The sequence below is a fragment of the Streptosporangium sp. NPDC023615 genome (assembly GCF_040640155.1).
Taxonomy (GTDB): domain Bacteria; phylum Actinomycetota; class Actinomycetes; order Streptosporangiales; family Streptosporangiaceae; genus Streptosporangium.
In genome coordinates this window covers 277,364-295,954 of the sequence record NZ_JBFABE010000001.1, presented here as the reverse complement: position 1 = coordinate 295,954, position 18,591 = coordinate 277,364, and the positions used below count along the sequence as shown (strand labels likewise).

At 73.7% G+C, this 18,591-nt stretch carries 11 protein-coding genes; 6 read left to right on the top strand and 5 right to left on the bottom strand.

Translation table 11 applies throughout. The annotated features are described in order from the left end of the window. Positions 1–7: 7 nt before the first annotated feature. Positions 8–553, bottom strand: coding sequence for an ATP-binding protein (locus AB0G16_RS01305; RefSeq protein WP_362797093.1), 546 nt, complete (start codon positions 551–553; stop codon positions 8–10). A 320-nt stretch (positions 554–873) separates the two neighbouring features. Between AB0G16_RS01305 and AB0G16_RS01300 the strand changes: the two genes are divergently transcribed. Then, positions 874–2,481 (top strand): hypothetical protein, encoded by a 1,608-nt coding sequence (locus tag AB0G16_RS01300; RefSeq protein ID WP_362797092.1) that lies wholly within the window; start codon positions 874–876, stop codon positions 2,479–2,481. 146 nt (positions 2,482–2,627) lie between these two features. Here AB0G16_RS01300 and AB0G16_RS01295 read toward each other — a convergent pair whose 3' ends face one another. Next, positions 2,628–3,212: a GNAT family N-acetyltransferase gene (locus tag AB0G16_RS01295; protein WP_362797091.1), complete on the bottom strand. Its 585-nt coding sequence runs from the start codon at positions 3,210–3,212 to the stop codon at positions 2,628–2,630. 114 nt (positions 3,213–3,326) lie between these two features. Then, positions 3,327–5,261 (bottom strand): AarF/UbiB family protein, encoded by a 1,935-nt coding sequence (locus AB0G16_RS01290; protein WP_362797090.1) that lies wholly within the window; start codon positions 5,259–5,261, stop codon positions 3,327–3,329. An 817-nt stretch (positions 5,262–6,078) separates the two neighbouring features. Here AB0G16_RS01290 and AB0G16_RS01285 point away from each other — a divergent pair. The 5 genes from AB0G16_RS01285 (at position 6,079) to AB0G16_RS01265 (ending at position 16,097) form a co-directional block, all read left to right on the top strand. Beyond that, positions 6,079–6,780, top strand: a complete 702-nt coding sequence (locus AB0G16_RS01285) for a hypothetical protein (protein ID WP_362797089.1) — start codon at positions 6,079–6,081, stop codon at positions 6,778–6,780. 371 nt (positions 6,781–7,151) lie between these two features. After that, positions 7,152–9,986 carry a PEP/pyruvate-binding domain-containing protein gene (locus tag AB0G16_RS01280; RefSeq protein WP_362797088.1) on the top strand — a complete coding sequence of 945 codons (2,835 nt, stop codon included), beginning with the start codon at positions 7,152–7,154 and terminating at the stop codon, positions 9,984–9,986. 171 nt (positions 9,987–10,157) lie between these two features. Further along, positions 10,158–11,888 (top strand): HAD-IIB family hydrolase, encoded by a 1,731-nt coding sequence (locus AB0G16_RS01275; protein ID WP_362797087.1) that lies wholly within the window; start codon positions 10,158–10,160, stop codon positions 11,886–11,888. Between the two features lie 126 nt (positions 11,889–12,014). Continuing rightward, positions 12,015–13,919 (top strand): propionyl-CoA synthetase, encoded by a 1,905-nt coding sequence (locus tag AB0G16_RS01270; protein WP_362797086.1) that lies wholly within the window; start codon positions 12,015–12,017, stop codon positions 13,917–13,919. Between the two features lie 108 nt (positions 13,920–14,027). Continuing rightward, positions 14,028–16,097, top strand: coding sequence for a serine/threonine-protein kinase (locus AB0G16_RS01265; protein ID WP_362797085.1), 2,070 nt, complete (start codon positions 14,028–14,030; stop codon positions 16,095–16,097). 37 nt (positions 16,098–16,134) lie between these two features. Here AB0G16_RS01265 and AB0G16_RS01260 read toward each other — a convergent pair whose 3' ends face one another. Together AB0G16_RS01260 and AB0G16_RS01255 are read right to left on the bottom strand one after the other, a co-directional pair. Then, positions 16,135–17,301 carry a DUF418 domain-containing protein gene (locus AB0G16_RS01260; RefSeq protein WP_362797084.1) on the bottom strand — a complete coding sequence of 389 codons (1,167 nt, stop codon included), beginning with the start codon at positions 17,299–17,301 and terminating at the stop codon, positions 16,135–16,137. 146 nt (positions 17,302–17,447) lie between these two features. Next, positions 17,448–18,590: a BadF/BadG/BcrA/BcrD ATPase family protein gene (locus AB0G16_RS01255; RefSeq protein ID WP_362797083.1), complete on the bottom strand. Its 1,143-nt coding sequence runs from the start codon at positions 18,588–18,590 to the stop codon at positions 17,448–17,450. Position 18,591: the final 1 nt, after the last annotated feature.

The window sequence follows — 18,591 nt, the reverse complement described above, 5'->3', positions numbered from 1 at the left end:
TCCCGGCTCACGCGCGCGTCGTACGGGCGTGGGAGGGCGTGCGCGGCCACCGGGGCGCGAAGGCCGGGCACCTCCAGCTCACCGGCAGGCGCCAGCGGCCGAAGACGACCTTGCCTCCCCCGGGTGCCGGGTAGTGGCCCCACTCGTCGGTGCACATGCCGACGAGCCGCAGGCCCCGGCCGTTCTCGTCGTCCTCCCCGGGGTCGGCCGGCTCGGGCGTGCCGCCGCAGCCGTCCCACACCTCGGCGAACAGGCCCTCGGCGGTGACCCGCAGCCGCAGCACGATCGGGTACGCCTCGCCGGCCCGCGCGCGCGTGACCGTGATGGCGTTGGTGGTCATCTCCGAGACGACCAGGACGCAGACGTCCGACAGGTCGGCGAGACCCCACCGGGCCAGCCGGACGCGGGTGAACTCGCGGGCCTGGGAGGCCGCCGCCGGCCGCGCCGCCAGCCGCACCTCGTCCGCGTTCAGGGCCGGATGGTCGGGGTCGTCCAGATCGGAATGAAACGGTGAGTACATCGGTCCCGGCCGTTCGACGGGGAGCACGCTCATGGATGGCTCCAGGGAAGGACAACGGAGGTTCGGTCACGTCCCCGGCGCAGGAAGGGACGTCTCGCCCGAGCGGAGACCCCGCGGATCTGACGGCTCCGGCGTTGTTCTCCACCCTGGTGCACGGAGCGTGCTGGAAACAGGTGACGAGGCCGCGTCCGTTCGTCACTTTCCGGAGCCGTACCACTCCCCGAGGTGACGATCTTGCAGACATCGGCGATCCCGTCGCCGATTTCCGCACTCGCCAGTCACGGAACGTGATCGGCAAGTAACGTTCTGCGCGAAGAATCGCCGTCGGGGATCCGCCGGGAGGGGCCGAGCCGATGCCACGTGCACCGCGCAGCGTCAAGCAACAGATGGACGTCTTCAGCGCCGAACTTCGCGAGCGTGGCTGCACCTGGGCCGAGGTCGCCGCGGAGTTCCAGCGACGTTGGCGCCTGAACTCCCGCCAGGGCTTCCGAGAGGCGCATCGCCTGACACAAGCCAAGGTCTGCCATCTATGGAACGAATACTGGCCGAACGAGCCCCTGACGACCCGCAAGCTCGGGTCGTGGGAGGCCTGGCCCGGCCCCACCGGCAACGAACCGCCGATCGCCGGCCTCAACCGGCTGGCCCGCATCTACCAGTGCCGCACCGCCGACCTGGTCGACGGTGAAGACCACCGCGATGCCGACGAGCACAACGTCCTGGCGACCCGGTTCCAGGGACGCCCGCTGGTGGCGGCGGGCGCGGCGGGCAGCCTGGGCCCGGAGGACATCCGGGGAGTGCTGTCGGCCATGCCCGCCCTGGCCACCGGTCCCGTGCCCCCCGGGGTGTCGCGCGACGAGGAGTACGACGCGCTGGTACGGGCGCTCGCCCAGTGGGCGGCGAACATGAAACGGCGCGACGTGCTGGCCCTGATCAGGGCCGCGGCGTCCGCCGCCGCGGCCTCGCCCCTGCTGACCCGGCTCAACGACGAGGAACTCGACCGGCTCACGCTGGTCTCCGCCGAGCCGTCCCGGGTCGACAAGGCGACCGTGGGGCACATCGACGCGGTGCTGCACCACTGCATGCGCCAGGAGGACGCGCTCGGCCCCCAGTCGGTGCTGGGGACCGTGCTGGCCCAGCACCACCTGGTGCGGTCGCTGATCCCCGCGGCGCCGAACGAGGAGGTGCGCGAGCGGCTGCTCTCGCTGCTGGCCAACATCTGCCGGTTCACCGCGTGGGTGCTGTACAACCTCAACGACTTCAACGGGGCGAACCACTACTACGACCAGGCCAAGGTGGCCGCCCACGCGGCCGACGACGACGCGATGAACAGCTTCGTGCTGGCCAACTGGTCGCAGCTCGCGACCTGGCGGGGCGATCCCCGCCAGGGGGTCGAGCACGCGCTCGGAGCGCTGGCCTGGGGGCAGCGGGCCCGGAGCAAGCTGCTGGTGTCGTACGCGTGCGACGTGGGGGCGCGCGCCTACTCGGCGGTGCTGAGCCGCTCGGCCAGGACGGACCGCAAGGACCACGCCCGGTGCATGACCAGCCTGGAGGCGGCCCGCCGCGAGCTCGTGCACGCCGGCGAGGGGGACGTGGGGACGGGCCTGCTCTATTTCTACGGCGACGGGCAGTACCTGTCGACGAAGACCAAGTGCCTGCTGAACATGGGGGACGCGCAGACCGCCGTCGAGGTGGCCGCCCACTCCCTGACCAAGATCGACCCGGCGTTCGTCCGGAACATGGCCTTCAGCCGGCTGGACCTGGCACGCGGGCACCTGCGGCTGCGCGCCATCGACGAGGCGTGCGAGCATATCGGCGAGGCCGCGCGCCTCACCTGCAAGAACACCTCGCCCCGGCTGGCCAGGTCGGTGGTGGAGGTCCGCGAGACGCTCAATCCGTGGGCGAGGACCCGCCAGGTCGCCGACCTGGACGAGAAGCTGCACGCCTTCCAGCTCATCGCCTGACAGGCGGCCGTCCGGCCCCGGGCACGGCGTCCCACGGGTGCCACCTCTCATGGGCACGGCGTCCCACGGGCACGGCGTCCCACGGGCACGACGCGCCACGGGTACGACGCGCACGGCGTCCCACGGGCACGACGTCTCGTCGCGTCTCACGAACGGCGTGCCGGAGGCATCCTCTCCAGCACCAGCACGTCGAAGACCGGGGCGGGGATCGGCGGATCCATCAGCTTGCGGGACACCTTGCGCCAGCCCCACCCGCGGTAGATCTCCTGTGTCCGCGCGGCCGCGGGCTGCACCGACAGGGTGGCCCGCTCGGCACCGGATCCGCCGAGGAGCTCGTCGTGGATCCGGCGCCCGATCCCGGCCCCCCTGCTGCCGGGCAGCACGCCGTAGTCGATGAAGGCGAACGTCCTGGTCCCGGTCTCGGTCGCGAACTCCTCGTCGACCGGGTCGGCCAGGCGGCTCCACCAGCCGGTGTCGGGCGGCAGCAGGTAGCCGTACCCGAACCCGACGAAATCCGGCCCGGAGCGCGCGGTGGTCAGCCGGAAGCCGGGCCGGTCGAGCAGTCCGGGGAAGTAGCGGCGCTGGTTGGCGAACTCCGCGGCGTTCCCGTTGAACGGGGGCAGCGAGAACACCGCCTCGTAGAGATCACAGACCGTCCCGGCCAGGGCGCGTGCCCCCGAGCGGCCGTGCGTCTCGATGACGATCTCCTTGGTGGGGGGTGTGCCGGTCATGTCGCCTCCTCGCCTTCATCGCCACCGCCCTCCCCTGGGAAGACTCCTTACCCGTGGACGGGCGGGGTAGCCGCGATGGCTCCTGCGCGGAGGGGCGACGGGAGCGTGCCTCGCTCACCCGCTCCGCCGGAAGATGGTCACCAGTACGCGCAGCGCCAGGATGGTGCTCACGAGCAGCAGGTTGTAGCCGATGAGCTGGTGGAGCCCGACCTGCGGGGTGACGCGCGGCCCCCCGCCGGCCCCGAGCAGCAGCGCGGCCATGAGACCCGTGGTGGCCGCCATCACGGTGAGCAGCACCTGGTGGAGCATCCCGGTGACGTGCCGCCGGTCGCGTTCGTCGGCGAACAGGCGCACGTTCACGCTGAAGCGGCCGTGCTCGGCCGCGTCGGCGATCCGCTCGATCCGGCGGGGCAGGCGGCGCACCATGGGAAGCAGGCCCAGCGCCTCCTGCATGACCGCCTCCCGTACCCGCCGGGAGTCGGGGACCTCCGTGAGGTGACGGACCGAGAACGCGCGCGCCTCGGTGACGATGTCGAACCCGGGCGCCAGCCTGCCGAGCGTTCCCTCGATCGTCGCCAGCGCCCGGAACACCGCGGCCACCTCGGGCGGCAGGGACAGGCCGTGCGAGGAGACGATCCGGAAGAGCCGGCCGAACATCTGCGCGTCCGGTGCGGCGCCGGCGACCAGGTGCCGGGCCATGAACCGGCCGAGCTCGCGCTCCAGCTCCCGCTCGTCGATCTCGTCCGGCCGCGGCACCACCTCCAGCAGGGCGTCGCTCACCCCGAGCGGGTCCCCCCGGTCCATCGCGCCGAGCAGGCGCCGGAGCGAGTCCCGCAGTGATCCGTCGAGCCGCCCCACCGAGCCGAAGTCGAGCAGGGCCAGCCTGCCGTCGGCCAGGAGCATGAGGTTGCCCGGGTGGGGGTCGGCGTGGAACACCCCGTGCAGCATGATCTGGCGCAGCAGCGTGTCGAGCAGGGTCCTGCCGAGTTCGTGGCCGGCCTTCCCGCCCGGGGCGGCCGATCCCAGCGGGGTGCCGTCCAGCCACTCCATGACGAGCACCCGCCGCCCGGACACCCGCGGGTACGGCACCGGCACGTGGACCGGCTCGCCCTCGGAGGCCGCCGCGACGGCGGCCATGTTGCCGGCCTCGATCCGGAAGTCGAGTTCCTCCCGCAGCGCGTCGGCGAACCCCCGGGACAGGCCGGCGACACCGAAGGAGCGCCCCCAGCGGGTACGCCGCTCCAGCGAGCGGGCGAGACGGTCGATGATGTCGAGATCCTGCTCGACCACGGCGCCGATCCCGGGCCGCTGGACCTTGACGACCACCTCCTGGCCCGTCCGCAGCCGCGCGCGGTAGACCTGCGCGATCGAGGCGGCGGCGAGCGGCTCACGGTCGAGGTGGGCGAACGTCTCCTCCACCGGGCCGCCCAGTTCGGCCACCAGCACCGGCTCGATCTCCGCCCACGGCGCCGAGGCCGCGCCGTCCTGCAGCAGCCGCAGCTCCTCGACGAACTCCACCGGCAGCAGATCGCTCCGGGTGGACAGGATCTGGCCGAGTTTCACGAACGTGACCCCGCCGTCGTCGAGGGCCTCGCGCAGCGACCTGGCCAGCCGGGCCCGGCTGGAGGGCGCGCCGAGGTCGGGATCGCGGCCGCGCAGGTACGGTCCGAGGCCGTGCCGTACGAGGATGCGCGTGATGCGCAGGTAGCGGCGCGAGCGGGTCAGGTGGCGGCGCAGCCTGCCGGCGAGTTCCAGCGGTCCCGGGAGCGATCCCGACGGGATCAGGGCCTCGGCGATCACCAGGGGAACCAGTCCGGCGAGCAGGGAGCAGACCACGGCCAGGATGAAGAACCAGATCGGTGTGACACCGGGATCGTCCGGGTTCACCGTCCCGGCGAACGCCTTCATGAGCGGTCCGGCGACCAGGACGACGACCGTCGCGGCCAGCAGCGTGCGGACGGCTCCGAACCGCAGGTCCAGCAGGCGCCGCGTGGCCACCGTGAACGCGGTCACCGTGACCAGCAGGCCGATCACGAGTCCCGGGATCATTAGGAAATCCACATTCGTTCCGTTCGCTCCGCCGTCGTCCGTCGTCCGTCGTCGTCTTCGCTGCCGCTGTGGTCGTCGTGGGGATGAGGTCTCGGCACGCTCCCGGACCGGAAGGGGTGCCCCGGTCCCACGCGTGCACGACGTGCGGGCCGCGAGGCGGGGCGTGATCGACGGCGAACAGACTAGCCCGGACTTTCCCGGCGAATGCGGATAAGCCAGGAGCAGGAGCCGGACGGCCCGTCCGGTTCCTCACGGACGACGCCGTCCACCTCCCGCTCCGGACGAGACCGGAACGAACACCTCCCGGCACCCCGCGCGGGAGCGGTACGGGACGCGTCCCGCCCCGCCCCCGCGCGGGAGCGGGGGACCCCTGTGGGATCGGAGGAAGGCACGTGGAACCGGGAGGCACGTCAGGCGGCGGGACGCTCCCTCCGGCCCGGTGAGAGCGGAACGGACACGCCCCGCGAACGATGGACCAAAAGGGCGCGAGGGACGTGATCCCGTTACACCGGGAATGCCTCGGGAAACAAATTGTCGCGGGCCGGAAGGAAAACATTCCGGCCCGCTCGGGCGATTTTCCGTACATCGGTAGAGGCATTGATGAATTGCAGGGACGCCGAGCTCATCAAGGCGCTAACGGGCACAACACGGCCGTTCGGCAGGGTGAGGAAATTTTCGTTTACCTTTTTAGAAACACGATCGCCCACCCGCCGAATGGATCGCTTATATATTTTTCCGTGCCGTCAAGATCGCACTGCGGGCGGAAAACGCAATGAGATCCGTCCGTGGCGCGCCGCTTTGATAAGGAGCATGCCGCATGTCATTGAAGAACCGTTTCACCCGGGTCACCGCCGGCTGTGCCTTCGCGGTCGCGGCCGTCCTGACCCTCGGAGCCTTCTCCCCCGTGCCGCCGCCGGCCGGCCCGGACCGCACCTACGCTCCGCAGGCGGCGGAACCCGCCCGCCCCTCCCAGGAGCTCTCCCCCCGGCCCTCGACGCCGCCGTCCCTCGCGCCGAGGGTGCGCGCCCTGTCGGCCGACGAGATCCGCACGAGGGGTCTCGACAGGTACATCGACATGTCCCGCCAGCGCGAGACCTCCCCCACCGTCATCGACGCCTCGCGGAGCGGGTTCGCCGGAGGCGTCCTCGCCCCCGCCAGGAGGCCCGCCGGGTACGGGATGTCCGGCCCGCGGTCGGGGTGCTGGTACCTGACGACCACGTACGGCCCCGCCTCGCTGCGGGGGGCGGCCCACCACACCTGGTGCGGTGACGGCATCCGGGTCACCTACACCTCGGCGGGGTGCGTCGGGAGCACCAGCCTGCCCACCCACATGTACGAGGGCTGCCAGACGGTCCAGAGGTTCGGGAGCGGCTGGAACGCCTGGGACGTCACGGACAGGTGGCGTTTCTGCACCTCCTACCACCCCTACAGCGGCACCTGCTCCGAGCGGATCTACCCGTGGCAGCAGAACCGCTACGGCGCCAACGGCCAGGTCTGGCTCCTGGCCTGGGGCGACTAGGGGTGACACCGCGGCACCGGGCGGGACCTCCCGCCCCGGGCCGCGGTCCGCGTGCCGGCGAGGCCGGTGACGCGAGCAGGACGGGGACGGTCACCGCGCGGCACCCGGATTCCAGGGCACCGGATCCGCGCGATGGCCGTCCACCGTCGTTCCGGCCGGTCCCCACCGCCCCGCCCCTGCCGGTCCGCCCCCCGGTCCGTCCCCGGCCCGTCCCCCGTTTCGTCCCCTCAGGACTCTCGCTCCGGCCCGTCGTCCCGGGTCGTCCCATCGACCCGGAGGCGTTATTTCATCAGTTGTTGATTTATGCGTCGCCGCGGCCTATCGTCGTCGCAGCAGTGGAGCGCTTCGGCGAGGCCCAAGGAGACGCACCGATGCCCACATCACTCGTCGTGACTTTCGATGACCCCCGAGCCCGGTCTCTGCCCCTGGTCGGCGGCAAGGCGGCCAACCTCGCCGTGCTCACCGCCGCGGGGCTGCCGGTTCCCGCGGGCGTGTGCGTGACCACCGAGGCCTACCGCAGGGTGACCGAACGGGCCGGGCTGGAGGGCGTCCTCGGCGCGCTGGCCGCGACGCCCGCCGGGGACGTCGCCGCCCTGAACACACTGGCCGCGAAGGCCCGCGAGCTGGTGCTCGCCGCCCCGGTCCCCGACGACATCGCGGACGCCGTACGGGAGAGCGCGAAGGGCCCGGTCGCGGTGCGCTCGTCGGCGACGGCCGAGGACCTGCCGGACGCCAGCTTCGCGGGCCAGCAGGACACCTACCTCAACGTGATCGGCGCCGACGCCGTGCTGGACGCGGTCCGGCGGTGCTGGGCCTCGCTCTGGACCGACCGGGCCGTCGCCTACCGGGCGGCGAACGGCGTCGACCACGGCTCGGTACGCCTGGCGGTGGTGATCCAGGAGATGGTCCGCTCGCGGGTGGCCGGGGTGATGTTCACCGCCAACCCGGTCACCGGACGGCGGCGCGAGGCGGTGATCGACGCCGCTCCCGGTCTCGGCGAGGCCGTGGTCTCCGGCGCGGTCAACCCGGACCACTTCGTGGTCGACACCGCCACCGGCCGCGTCACCGAGCGCCGCCTGGGCGACAAGCGGCTGGTCGTACGGCCGCTGGCGGGCGGCGGGGTCGAGCACGTGCGGACCGGCGACGGCGACGGCGACGGCGCCGCGAGCGCCTGCGTCACCGACGCGCGGCTGCGGGAGCTGGCCGAGCTCGGCGACCGGGTCGAACGGCACTACGGCGCGCCCCAGGACACCGAGTGGGCGATCGACTCCGGCGGCGTCCTGTGGCTGACCCAGTCGCGCCCCGTCACCACCCTCTACCCGATCCCGCGGCACGCCGAGCCGCCCTCGTGGAACGCGATCACGGCGGGCGTACCGGGCGGGCCGGGCGGGCCGGGCGGTCAGGGCACGTCGAAGCGGCCCGACGGCACCGACGGCACGCGGATCTACTTCTGCTTCAGCCTGGCCCAGGGCCTCTACCGGCCGATCACGCCCATGGGCATGTCGGTCTTCAGGCTGCTGTCGTCGTCGGTGTACCGGATGCTGGGCATCCCGGTGCCCGGCGGACCGGCCGGGGCGCCCCCCGTCGCGGAGGCGGGCGGGCGGCTGTTCTTCGACGTCACCGGCCCGATGCGCGGCCGGGTGGGACGCGCGGTCCTCCCGAGGATCCTCGACGTGATGGAGGCCAGGTCCGCGCAGGTGCTGCGCGGCCTGCTCGACGATCCCCGGTTCGGCGTCGTCCACACCTCGCCGCTGCCGGTCCTGCGCCGCGCGGTCCGGCTCGCGTCCCGCTTCCACATCCCGCGCCGCGCCGCACGGGCGGTGCTCGACCCCGCCTCGACGCACCGGGACGTGAAGCTGGTGACCGCGCGGATCAGGAGCCGGCTGGCGGCACCGCGGGACGCCACCCCGCTGGAGCGCCTCGACCATGTCGAGCGGGTGCTGGGCCGCCACGTCATGCCGTTGCTGCCGACCGTCGCGCCGGCCGTGGCGGCCGGGTTCGTCATGCTCGGCCTGGCCGCCAAGGCGCTGGGAGACCGGGCCCGTCCCGGGGAGCTGCAGACCGTGCTGCGCGGCCTGCCGCACAACGTGACCACCGAGATGGACCTGGCGCTGTGGCGGCTGGCCACCCGCATCCGCCGGGATCCCGAGAGCGCCGCCCTGCTGCTGGGCACCCCGGCCGCCGAACTGGCCGGGCGCTTCCTCGCCGGGTCGCTGCCCGGCGTCGCGGGCGAGGGCCTGGCGGAGTTCCTCTCCGTCTACGGCGACAGGGCCGTCGCCGAGATCGACCTGGGGCTGCCGCGCTGGTCGGAGGACCCGACGCACATCCTCGGCGTCCTCGCCAACTACCTGCGGCTGGAGGATCCGGCGCTGGCGCCCGACGTCCTGTTCGCCAGGGGCGCCGCCGAGGCCACCGTCATGATCAGGACCCTGGGCAGGCGCGCCGGGGGCCTTCGCGGGTGGTTCGTCCGGTTCACCCTGGGCCGGGTCCGCGCGCTGGTGGGGTTGCGCGAGATGCCCAAGTACATCCTGGTGACGGCCCTGGCCGCGATGCGGGCCGAACTGCGCGCCGTCGGAGCCGAGCTGGCCGCCCGCGGCGTGCTCGCCGACGCCGACGACGTCTTCTTCCTGACCGTACGCGAGGCCAGAGCCGCTCTCGCCGTCCGCGCGACCGGGACGGCCCCGACCGGCGCACCGGGCGGAGAGGGCACACCGGACGGCTCGCCGGGCGGAGATGCCACGCCGGCGGATCTCGTGGCGCGGCGGCGCGCGGAGGCCGCCCGCGAGCTGCGCCGCAGGCACGTTCCCCGCGTCCTGCTCTCGGACGGCACCGAGCCGGAGGCCGTCGCCGTACGGGCGCCGGTGGACGGAGCGCTGACCGGCACCCCGGCGTCGGCGGGCACCGTCACCGGCGTCGCCAGGGTCGTCCTCGACCCGGTCGGCGCGCACCTGGAGCCCGGGGAGATCCTGGTCTGCCCCTCCACCGACCCCGGCTGGACCCCGCTGTTCCTGACCGCGGGCGGCCTGGTGATGGAGATGGGCGGCGCCAACTCGCACGGCGCCGTGGTGGCCCGCGAGTACGGCATCCCGGCCGTCGTGGGAGTGGGCGGCGCGACCGAGCACATCGCCACCGGCCGGCGGATCACCGTCGACGGCACCTCGGGCGGCGTCCTCACCGACACCGAGGCCGTCCGCGGGACCACCTGAGGGTCCACGCTCCCGCCACGACCACGACCACGACCGGACCGCGGTCGCGGCCCCGATCGTCCGGCGAGCCGGCCGAGTCAATCAGAACCAGACAAACCATCCCATCGGAAGGACATCGGACGTTCATCTCCGGTTCCGGTTTTCCCCTCCGACGTGGGTAGGGGGCCCGGCATGCGATATCACGTTCTGGCATGTGACTACGACGGGACCCTCGCCACCGACGGCCGGGTCGACGACGACACCTTGGCCGCCCTCGAACGTCTCATCCGCACCGGACGACGGCCGGTCCTGGTGACCGGCAGGGAGGTCGAGTCGCTCATCGCGGACTTCCCCCGCCTCGACCTGTTCGACCTGGTGGTCGCCGAGAACGGGGCCGTGCTGTACCGGCCCGAGGAGCAGGAGACCACCTCCCTCGCCGAGGCGCCGCCCGAGGCCTTCGTCGAGCGCCTGCGCGAGCTGGGCGTGGAGCCGCTCAGCGTCGGCTCGGTGGTCGTGGCCACCTGGGAACCGCACGCCGAGACCGTGCTCAAGGCCATCCGCGAGCTGGGCCTGGAGATGCAGGTGATCTTCAACAAGGGCGCGGTCATGGTCCTGCCCTCCGGTGTCAACAAGGCGAGCGGCCTGGCCGCGGCCCTGGCCGAGCTCGGCGTGTCCGAGCACAGCACGATCGGCGTGGGCGACGCCGAGAACGACCACGCGTTCCTGGACGCCTGCGAGTGCGCGGTCGCGGTCGCCAACGCGCTGCCCGCCGTCAAGGAGCGCTGTGACCTGGTGACCGAGCACGAGCGGGGCGCCGGGGTGATCGAGCTGATCGACCGGCTCGTCGAGAACGACCTGGACGACGTGGACGTCACGCGCCGCCACCTGCTGCTGGGCACCGTGGGCGAGGAGGAGGAGAAGGAGGAGGTCCGGTTCCCCCCGTACGGGATGCGCATGCTGATCGCCGGGCCCTCGCACAGCGGCAAGTCCACCGTCACCGCCGCGCTGCTGGAGCGGATCACCAAGGCTGGCTACCGGTTCTGCCTGATCGACCCCGAGGGTGACTACACCGAGGGGATCGAGGGCGCCTCCGTGCTCGGCGACGTCAAGCGCGCCCCCACCGAGGAGGAGATCCTCCAGGTGATCGGGGACGCCGGGCAGAGCGTGGTGGTCAACCTGCTGGGCGTGCCCATCGACGACCGGCCCGGTTTCTTCCAGGACTTCCTGCCCCGCCTGTCGGCGCTGCCGGCCCGTCAGGGGCATCCCCACTGGCTGGTGGTCGACGAGGCCCACCACATGATGCCCGACGGGTTCGGGCTGCAGTCGGTGGAGCTGCTGCGCGAGATCGGCGGGCTGCTGCTGGTCACCGTGCATCCCGACGCGGTCAGCGAGCCGGTCGTGCAGACCCTGAACGCGGTCGCCGTGGTGGGCGACGGTCCCGGCGAGGTGCTGGAGGCGTTCGCCGGTGCCGCCGGCATCGACGCTCCCGACGGCGACTTCTCCGACCTGCCGACCGGGGACCTGCTGTTCTGGCGGGTCGAGGACGAGCCGATCCGGATGCGGCTCGCCCCGCCCGAGGAGGAGCGCCAGAGGCACCGCCGCAAGTACGCGGCCGGCGAGCTCGGCGAGGAGAGCAGCTTCTTCTTCCGCGGCCCCGAGAACGCGCTGAACCTGCGGGCCGGCAACCTGACGTCGTTCTGCCGCATGGCCGAGGGCGTCGACGAGGGGACGTGGAACTACCACCTGGGCCGGGGGGACTACTCGCAGTGGCTGGCCGGGAGCGTCAAGGACGAGGAACTGGCGGCCGAGGTGGCCGAGGTCGAGCAGAACCCCGGCGACTCCGCCGACGAGACCAGGCGGCGGGTACGTGAGCTCATCGAGGCCCGCTACACCGCCCCCGCCGAGCCGAGCGGGCTTGTCTGACCTGACGTCCGGACCGCGGGACCGGCGTTCCGGCCTCCGGCCCGGCGCCCCGGGCGGGGCGCCGGGCGGGGCGCCGGGCCGGAGAGGGATCTCGACCGGGAGACCCCGGAAGAGCATGATGGCCTGATGTCCTACGCCGACGCCTTCGCCCGCAGCATCGCCGATCCCGAGGACTTCTGGGCCGAGGCCGCCGAGGCGGTCGACTGGAGCAGGCCCCCGCGCGAGATCCTGGACGCCGGGGCGCCGCCCTTCTACCGCTGGTTCCCCGACGGGGAGCTGAACACCTGCCACAACGCGCTGGACCGGCACGTCGAGGCGGGTCACGGCGACCGGCTCGCGCTGGTGTACGACAGCCCGGTGACCGGGGCCGGCGGGCGGTACACCTACGCCGCCCTGCGCGACGAGGTCGCGAGGTTCGCCGGGGTGCTGCGCTCCCTCGGCGTGGAGCAGGGCGACCGCGTGGTGGTCTACATGCCGATGGTGCCCGAGGCGGTGATCGCGATGCTGGCGTGCGCGCGGCTGGGGGCGGTCCACTCGGTGGTGTTCGGCGGGTTCGCGCCCAAGGAGCTGGCTGCCAGGATCGACGACGCGCGGCCCAGGGTGGTGGTCTCGGCCTCCTGCGGGATCGAGCCCTCGCGCGTGGTGCCGTACAAGCCGATGCTCGACGTCGCGCTGGAGCTGGCCGGGCACGCGCCCGCGCACTGCGTGATCCTCCGGCGCGAGCAGGCGCCCGCCGAGCTCGTGCCGGGTCGCGACGTCGACTGGGCGGACGCGATGACGAGGGCCGAACCGGCCGGGTGCGTGCCGGTCAAGGCGACCGACCCGCTGTACATCCTCTACACCAGCGGCACCACCGGGACGCCCAAGGGCGTGGTGCGCGACAACGGCGGGCACGCGGTGGCGCTGCTGTGGAGCATGGCCAACGTCTACGACGTCGCGCCGGGCGACGTGTTCTGGGCGGCCTCCGACGTCGGCTGGGTGGTCGGGCACTCCTACATCGTGTACGGCCCGCTGCTGCGCGGCGCCACGACCGTGCTGTACGAGGGCAAGCCGGTCGGCACCCCCGACGCGGGCGCGTTCTGGCGGGTGATCGCCGAGCACCGGGTGAACGCGCTGTTCACCGCTCCGACCGCGTTCCGGGCGATCCGCCGGGCCGACCCGGAGGCGCTGCTGCTGCGCGACCACGACGTCTCGTCGCTGCGGACGCTGTTCCTGGCCGGGGAGCGCCTGGACCCCGACACCTACCACTGGGCGGCGGACAGGCTCGGCGTCCCGGTCGTCGACCACTGGTGGCAGACCGAGACCGGCTGGCCCGTCGCGGCCGGCCTGCGCGGCCTGGACCCCATGCCGATCAAGCCGGGCTCCCCCGGCGTGCCCGTTCCCGGCTACGACGTGCGCGTGCTGCGTGCCTCGGGCGAGGAGTGCGCCCCGGGCGAGGAGGGGGCGATCTGCGTCCGGCTGCCGCTGCCGCCCGGAACGCTCCCCACGCTCTGGCAGGACGACGAGCGCTACGTGAGGTCCTACCTGTCGGCCTTCCCCGGCCACTACCTGACCGGCGACGGCGGCCACCGCGACGAGGACGGCTACCTGTACGTGATGGGACGCACGGACGACGTGATCAACGTGGCCGGTCACCGGCTGTCCACCGGGTCCATGGAGGCGGTGCTCGCCGCGCACCCGGCGGTGGCCGAGTGCGCGGTGATCGGGGTGGCCGACGAGCTCAAGGGGCAGGTCCCGCGCGGCTTCGTGGTGCTCAAGAGCGGGGCGGCGATCACCCCGGAGACCCTGCGCGCCGAACTGGTCTCCGCCGTACGCGACCAGGTGGGCGCGGTGGCGGCCTTCCGGCAGGTGGACGTGGTCCCGGCGCTGCCGAAGACCCGGTCGGGGAAGATCCTGCGCAAGACCATGCGCGGCATCGCCGAGGGCGCCGACGAGCCCGTCCCCTCGACCATCGAGGACCCGGCCGTGCTGGACGCGCTGCGCCCGATCATCGGACGCCGCCGCCCCGCCGAGGACGGGCGGCCGCGGTGACCCGCCCGCCGCCCGCACGCGGCGGCTCGGGGGGCGCCCCGCATCGGCACGGTCACGATCGGTTCCGTACCGTCCCTGCCGGGGCCGTACCGTCATTAGGGTCTTGTCGTGGCGAATGACACCGGAAGGCTGGTCGCCGGACGATACCGGCTGGTGGAGGTGCTCGGCCGCGGCGGGATGGGCACGGTGTGGCGCGCGAGGGACGAGAGCCTGCACCGCGAGGTGGCGATCAAGCAGCTCACCCTCCCCGACCACCTGGACCGTGCGGAACGCGAGACCCTGCACAAACGGGTGCAACGCGAGGCGCGGGCCGCGGCGCGGCTGAAACATCCGGCGATCATCACCGTTCACGACCACGTCGTCGAGGCCGACGGCAGCCCCTGGATCGTGACGGAGATCGTCCACGGGCCGTCGCTGGAGGCGGTCCTGAGGACCCGCGGGCGCCTGCCGCCGGCGGAGGTGGCGGAGATCGGGACGCGGCTCCTCGCGGCGCTGAGGGTCGCGCACGCCACCGGGATCACCCACCGCGACATCAAGCCCGCCAACGTCCTGCTCGAAGGCGAACGGGTCGTGCTGACCGACTTCGGCATCGCCGCCGTCGAGGGGGACGCCACCCTCACCGCCGCGGGCGCCACCCTGGGCACCCCGGCCTTCATCTCCCCCGAGCAGATCAACGGCCATCCGGCCACCGCCGCGTCGGACCTGTGGTCGCTGGGCGCCACCCTGTACACCGCGGTCGAGGGCCGCCGGCCGTTCGCCGGTGCGACGCTCGCGTCGATATACGTCTCGATCGTCACCCGGCCGCCCGACCCGCCCGTGCACGCCGGTCCCCTCGCCCCCCTCCTGGAGGGGCTGCTGCGCAAGGAGCCCGCCCGGCGTCTCACCGGTTCCCAGGCCGCCGAGATGCTCGCCGGGATCGCCGCCGTCCCGGTGTCCGGCGTGCCCTCCGCCGGGCACCGGGACGACGGGGAGCCCTCCGCCGGGGCGGGACCGCGTCACGACGACGCCCCGGTCACCGCCCTCCTCGTCTCCGGCGCGTCGGTCCCTCCGGCCTCGGCCGATCCGGCCCCCCTCCCGCTGGCCGAGGCGCCCGCTCCCCCGCCGCCCGGCGCGACACCACCCACCCGCGCGGGCGGGCGGCTCGGCGGGAGCGCCTCCCGGCGCAGGTTCCGCCCCGTGATCGTCGCGGCGGCCGTGGTGGTCCTGGCCGTGGCGACCTCGGTCTACCTGCTCCGGTCCGCGACGGGCGCCGTGACGGTGACGGCCGTCGCCCACCTCAAGGGTCACACCGAGACGGTGAACGCGGTGGCGTTCAGCCCGGACGGCAGGGTCCTGGCCAGCGGGGGCGGCGACGGCGCGGTGATCATCTGGGACGCGGCGACCCGGCGCCCGGTCGGCACCCCGCTCACCGGCCACACCCGGGCGGTGGAGGCGGTGGCGTTCAGCCCGGACGGCAGGGTCCTGGCCGCCGGCGGCAACAACGGGAAGGGGACCGACCCCGGTGACCACACGCTGGTCATGTGGGACACGGCGACCTGGCGGCCCGTCGGCGGCCCGCTCACCGGCCACACCGGCTGGATACGGTCGGTGGCCTTCAACCCCGACGGCACCACGTTCGCCACCGGAAGCGCCGACAACACGGTGATCGTGTGGGAGGCGGCGACCCGGCAGGCGCTCGGCGAGCCCCTCGCCCTGCACGACAACTGGGTGCAGTCGGTGGCGTTCAGCCCGGACGGCAAGACCCTCGCCACCGGGGGCGACGACCGGACGGCGATCCTGTGGGACGCGGCGACCCGGGAGTCGGTCGGCGACTCGCTCATGGGTCACACCGGGCCGGTGCGGTCACTGACCTTCAGCCCCGACGGGAAGACTCTGGCCACCGGGGGCGACGACAGGACGGTGGTCGTCTGGGACGTGGCGACCCGCCGCCCGGTCGGCGCCGCGCTCACCGGCCATCCGGGGGAGATCCACTCCCTCGCGTTCAGCCCGGACGGCGGCACCCTGGCCGTGGGCACCGGCTCCGTCGTCCGGCTGTGGGACGCGCGCACCCGGCGGGCCGTCGGCGACCCGCTCACCGGCCACACCGGCTCGGTGTGGTCGGTGGCCTTCAGCCCGGACGGGAGGACCCTCGCCACCGCGGGCGAGGACCGCCAGGTGATCCTGTGGAAGGTCTCCTGACCGGCCGGCGCGGGCCCGCCGGGCGCGGAGCGTCGCGTCACCGGCCGGCGGGAACCCGCTCGTTCCCGTCGGAGCCCTTCGAGCGCCTCTGGGGCGCCAGGTAGGCCCACTGCCAGAGCGCCTCGACCGGGCCTCGCTCGAAGCGCCGCAGCCAGAGCGTGGACAGCGTCATGAAGAGCGCGCAGATGCCCAGCCAGGCCACCGGTACCCACCAGGGCCGCAGGTCGGCGAAGCGCGCGGCCAGGCCGAGTCCCCAGCCGTAGCAGAGCGCGGAGGCGACCAGGTTCTGAAGGATGTAGCAGCTCAGCGCGGTACGGCCGACGTTGTTCAGCCCTCGCCGCAGCACGCCGGGGGCGCCGGTCATCCGCAGCGCGACGGTCACGACGAGGCCGAGCAGGCCCAGCGCCACCAGCGGGGGCAGCAGGTAGCGGTCCACCAGGAACCAGCCGGGTCCGGCGAAGGAGGTGAGCAGGTTCAGCGGCAGGCCCACGGCCAGCCCGGCGACCATGAGCCTCCGGCGGAGCGCGGTGCCGCGCGCGGAGTCCTCGAACACCCCGGCGCGCATCAGCCGGGAGCCGAGCAGGAACAGCACGATGCCCAGCGGGACGATGACGACGATCTCCATGCGGTAGAAGCCCATCGACTGGAGCCGGGCGGCGACCTGCTCGGGGTAGCTCCCGTCGGAGAAGAGCGTGGAGGGCGCCGAGGGCGTGCCCGTGTCCGTCCCGGCGGCGAGCATGCCGGCGGTGAGCAGGCCCGTCAGCACGGTGAACACCGACCCCACCGTGACCATCCACACCGTGATCACCCGGTCGCTCCTGCCGATCAGGTACGCCACGATGACGGAGGTCAGCGCGTACCCCATGAGCACGTCGAACTCGAAGATCAGCAGATAGTGGATCAGGCCCTCGACGAACAGCAGCCCGGCCCGCCAGAGGTACCAGCCCGGCCAGGGCGCGTTCCGGCGCGCGGCCGAGCGGTACTGCAGTTCCAGCCCGACCCCGAAGAGCAGGGTGAGCAGCGCCAGGAACTTGCCGTTGGTGAGGAAGCGGAGGAGGGTCTCCGCCGTCCCGGTCGAGCCCAGCGCGTTCAGGACCTCCGCAGGGCCCCCGGGATCGGTGAAGATCCAGATGTTCGTGCCCAGGGTGCCTGCGATGGCGAGGCCCCGGAGCAGGTCGAGCACTTCTATACGGCGTCGTGTCACCCTTCCACGATCGCGGGCGACGGGGGCCGGGACATCGTCGCGCAGACCCATCCGGGGCGTACATCGATGTATGTACGCGGGCGCGGGTTCCGCTCGGCCCTCCCCCCTCCCGCCCCGCCCCGCAGCCCGTCCGGTCCGCGCGGCGCCTATCGGCCGGAGACGACGCGGGCGTGCAGCAGCGCCGCGGTCGCCCGGTCCCAGCCGAACGCCTCCCGCCCGGCCAGCCACGCCGCGGCCCCGGCGCCGTCGCCCGCCCGCACCACCCCGGCGCCCAGCCTCTCCCGTACGGCGGCGCCGACCGGCCCGTCCGCGGCCAGCACGCCACCGGCCAGCACGACCGGGCCGGTGGCGTCCGCGGGGCGCACCTCGGCCACCGTCTCGCAGAGCAGCCGGGCGGCGGTGGAGACGATCTCCAGGGCGGCCGGGTCGCCCTCGGTCGCCGCCCGCGTGACGAGCGGGGCGAGCCGGGCCAGTTCCAGCGGGGGGCGCGACTGGGCACGGACCACCAGCCTGATCGCCAGCGTCCGCATCTCCCCTCCCGCACCGCCGCCCAGCTCACCGGCCGCCCCTTCCGGAACGGCCGCCCACGGATCCGCCGTCCCCGCGGCGGACGTCTTCGGGTCCGTCGCCTCCGGGCCGGTCGCCTCCGGGCCGGTCGCCTCCGGGCCGGTCGCCTCCGGGCCGGTCACCCCCGGGACGAACGTCTCCGGGTCGGTCGCCTCCGGAGGGGGCGGCGCGTCGTCCAGCAGGGCGTCCATGACCAGGCGGGTCAGCGTCCCGCCCGCGTCGCCCCGGCCGAGGGCACGGGCCGCGGCGCGGGCCGCCCGCCTGCCCAGCCAGAATCCCGACCCCTGGTCGCCCAGCAGCCAGCCGAGCCCGTCGGCCACGGCCACCGGCTCGCCGTCCTCGATCCAGGCGGCGATCGCCCCGGTCCCGGCGATCAGCACGGTGCCGTGCGGCTCCGCCGTACCGGCGGCGAAGGCGATGCCGAGGTCGCCCACGAGACGGGGCCGGGCGCGCAGCCCCGTCGCGGCCCACATGCGGTCGAACACGGGCCGGTCCAGCGCGCCGGCGCCCGCCAGCCCGACGACCGCCCCGGTCACCAGGGCCGGGTCCGTCCCGCGCAGGGCGGACTCCAGGGCCAGGCCGATGTTGGCGACGGCGGCGGCGTTGCCGTGGGCCGCGGGATTGCCGCCCGGGGCGTGGCCGTACCCGGCCCGCCGCCCGGAGGCGTCCAGCAGCAGCGCCCGCGAGGACGTCCCGCCGACGTCCAGCCCCAGGACGTACACG

Bases quoted from the DNA above. Each gene is read 5' to 3' on its own strand.
- AB0G16_RS01295 (WP_362797091.1), bottom strand. From the start codon at position 3,212: ATGACCGGCACACCCCCCACCAAGGAGATCGTCATCGAGACGCACGGC.
- AB0G16_RS01290 (WP_362797090.1), bottom strand. From the start codon at position 5,261: ATGATCCCGGGACTCGTGATCGGCCTGCTGGTCACGGTGACCGCGTTC.
- AB0G16_RS01285 (WP_362797089.1), top strand. From the start codon at position 6,079: ATGTCATTGAAGAACCGTTTCACCCGGGTCACCGCCGGCTGTGCCTTC.
- AB0G16_RS01270 (WP_362797086.1), top strand. From the start codon at position 12,015: ATGTCCTACGCCGACGCCTTCGCCCGCAGCATCGCCGATCCCGAGGAC.
- AB0G16_RS01275 (WP_362797087.1), top strand. From the start codon at position 10,158: ATGCGATATCACGTTCTGGCATGTGACTACGACGGGACCCTCGCCACC.
- AB0G16_RS01280 (WP_362797088.1), top strand. From the start codon at position 7,152: ATGCCCACATCACTCGTCGTGACTTTCGATGACCCCCGAGCCCGGTCT.
- AB0G16_RS01300 (WP_362797092.1), top strand. From the start codon at position 874: ATGCCACGTGCACCGCGCAGCGTCAAGCAACAGATGGACGTCTTCAGC.
- AB0G16_RS01305 (WP_362797093.1), bottom strand. From the start codon at position 553: ATGAGCGTGCTCCCCGTCGAACGGCCGGGACCGATGTACTCACCGTTT.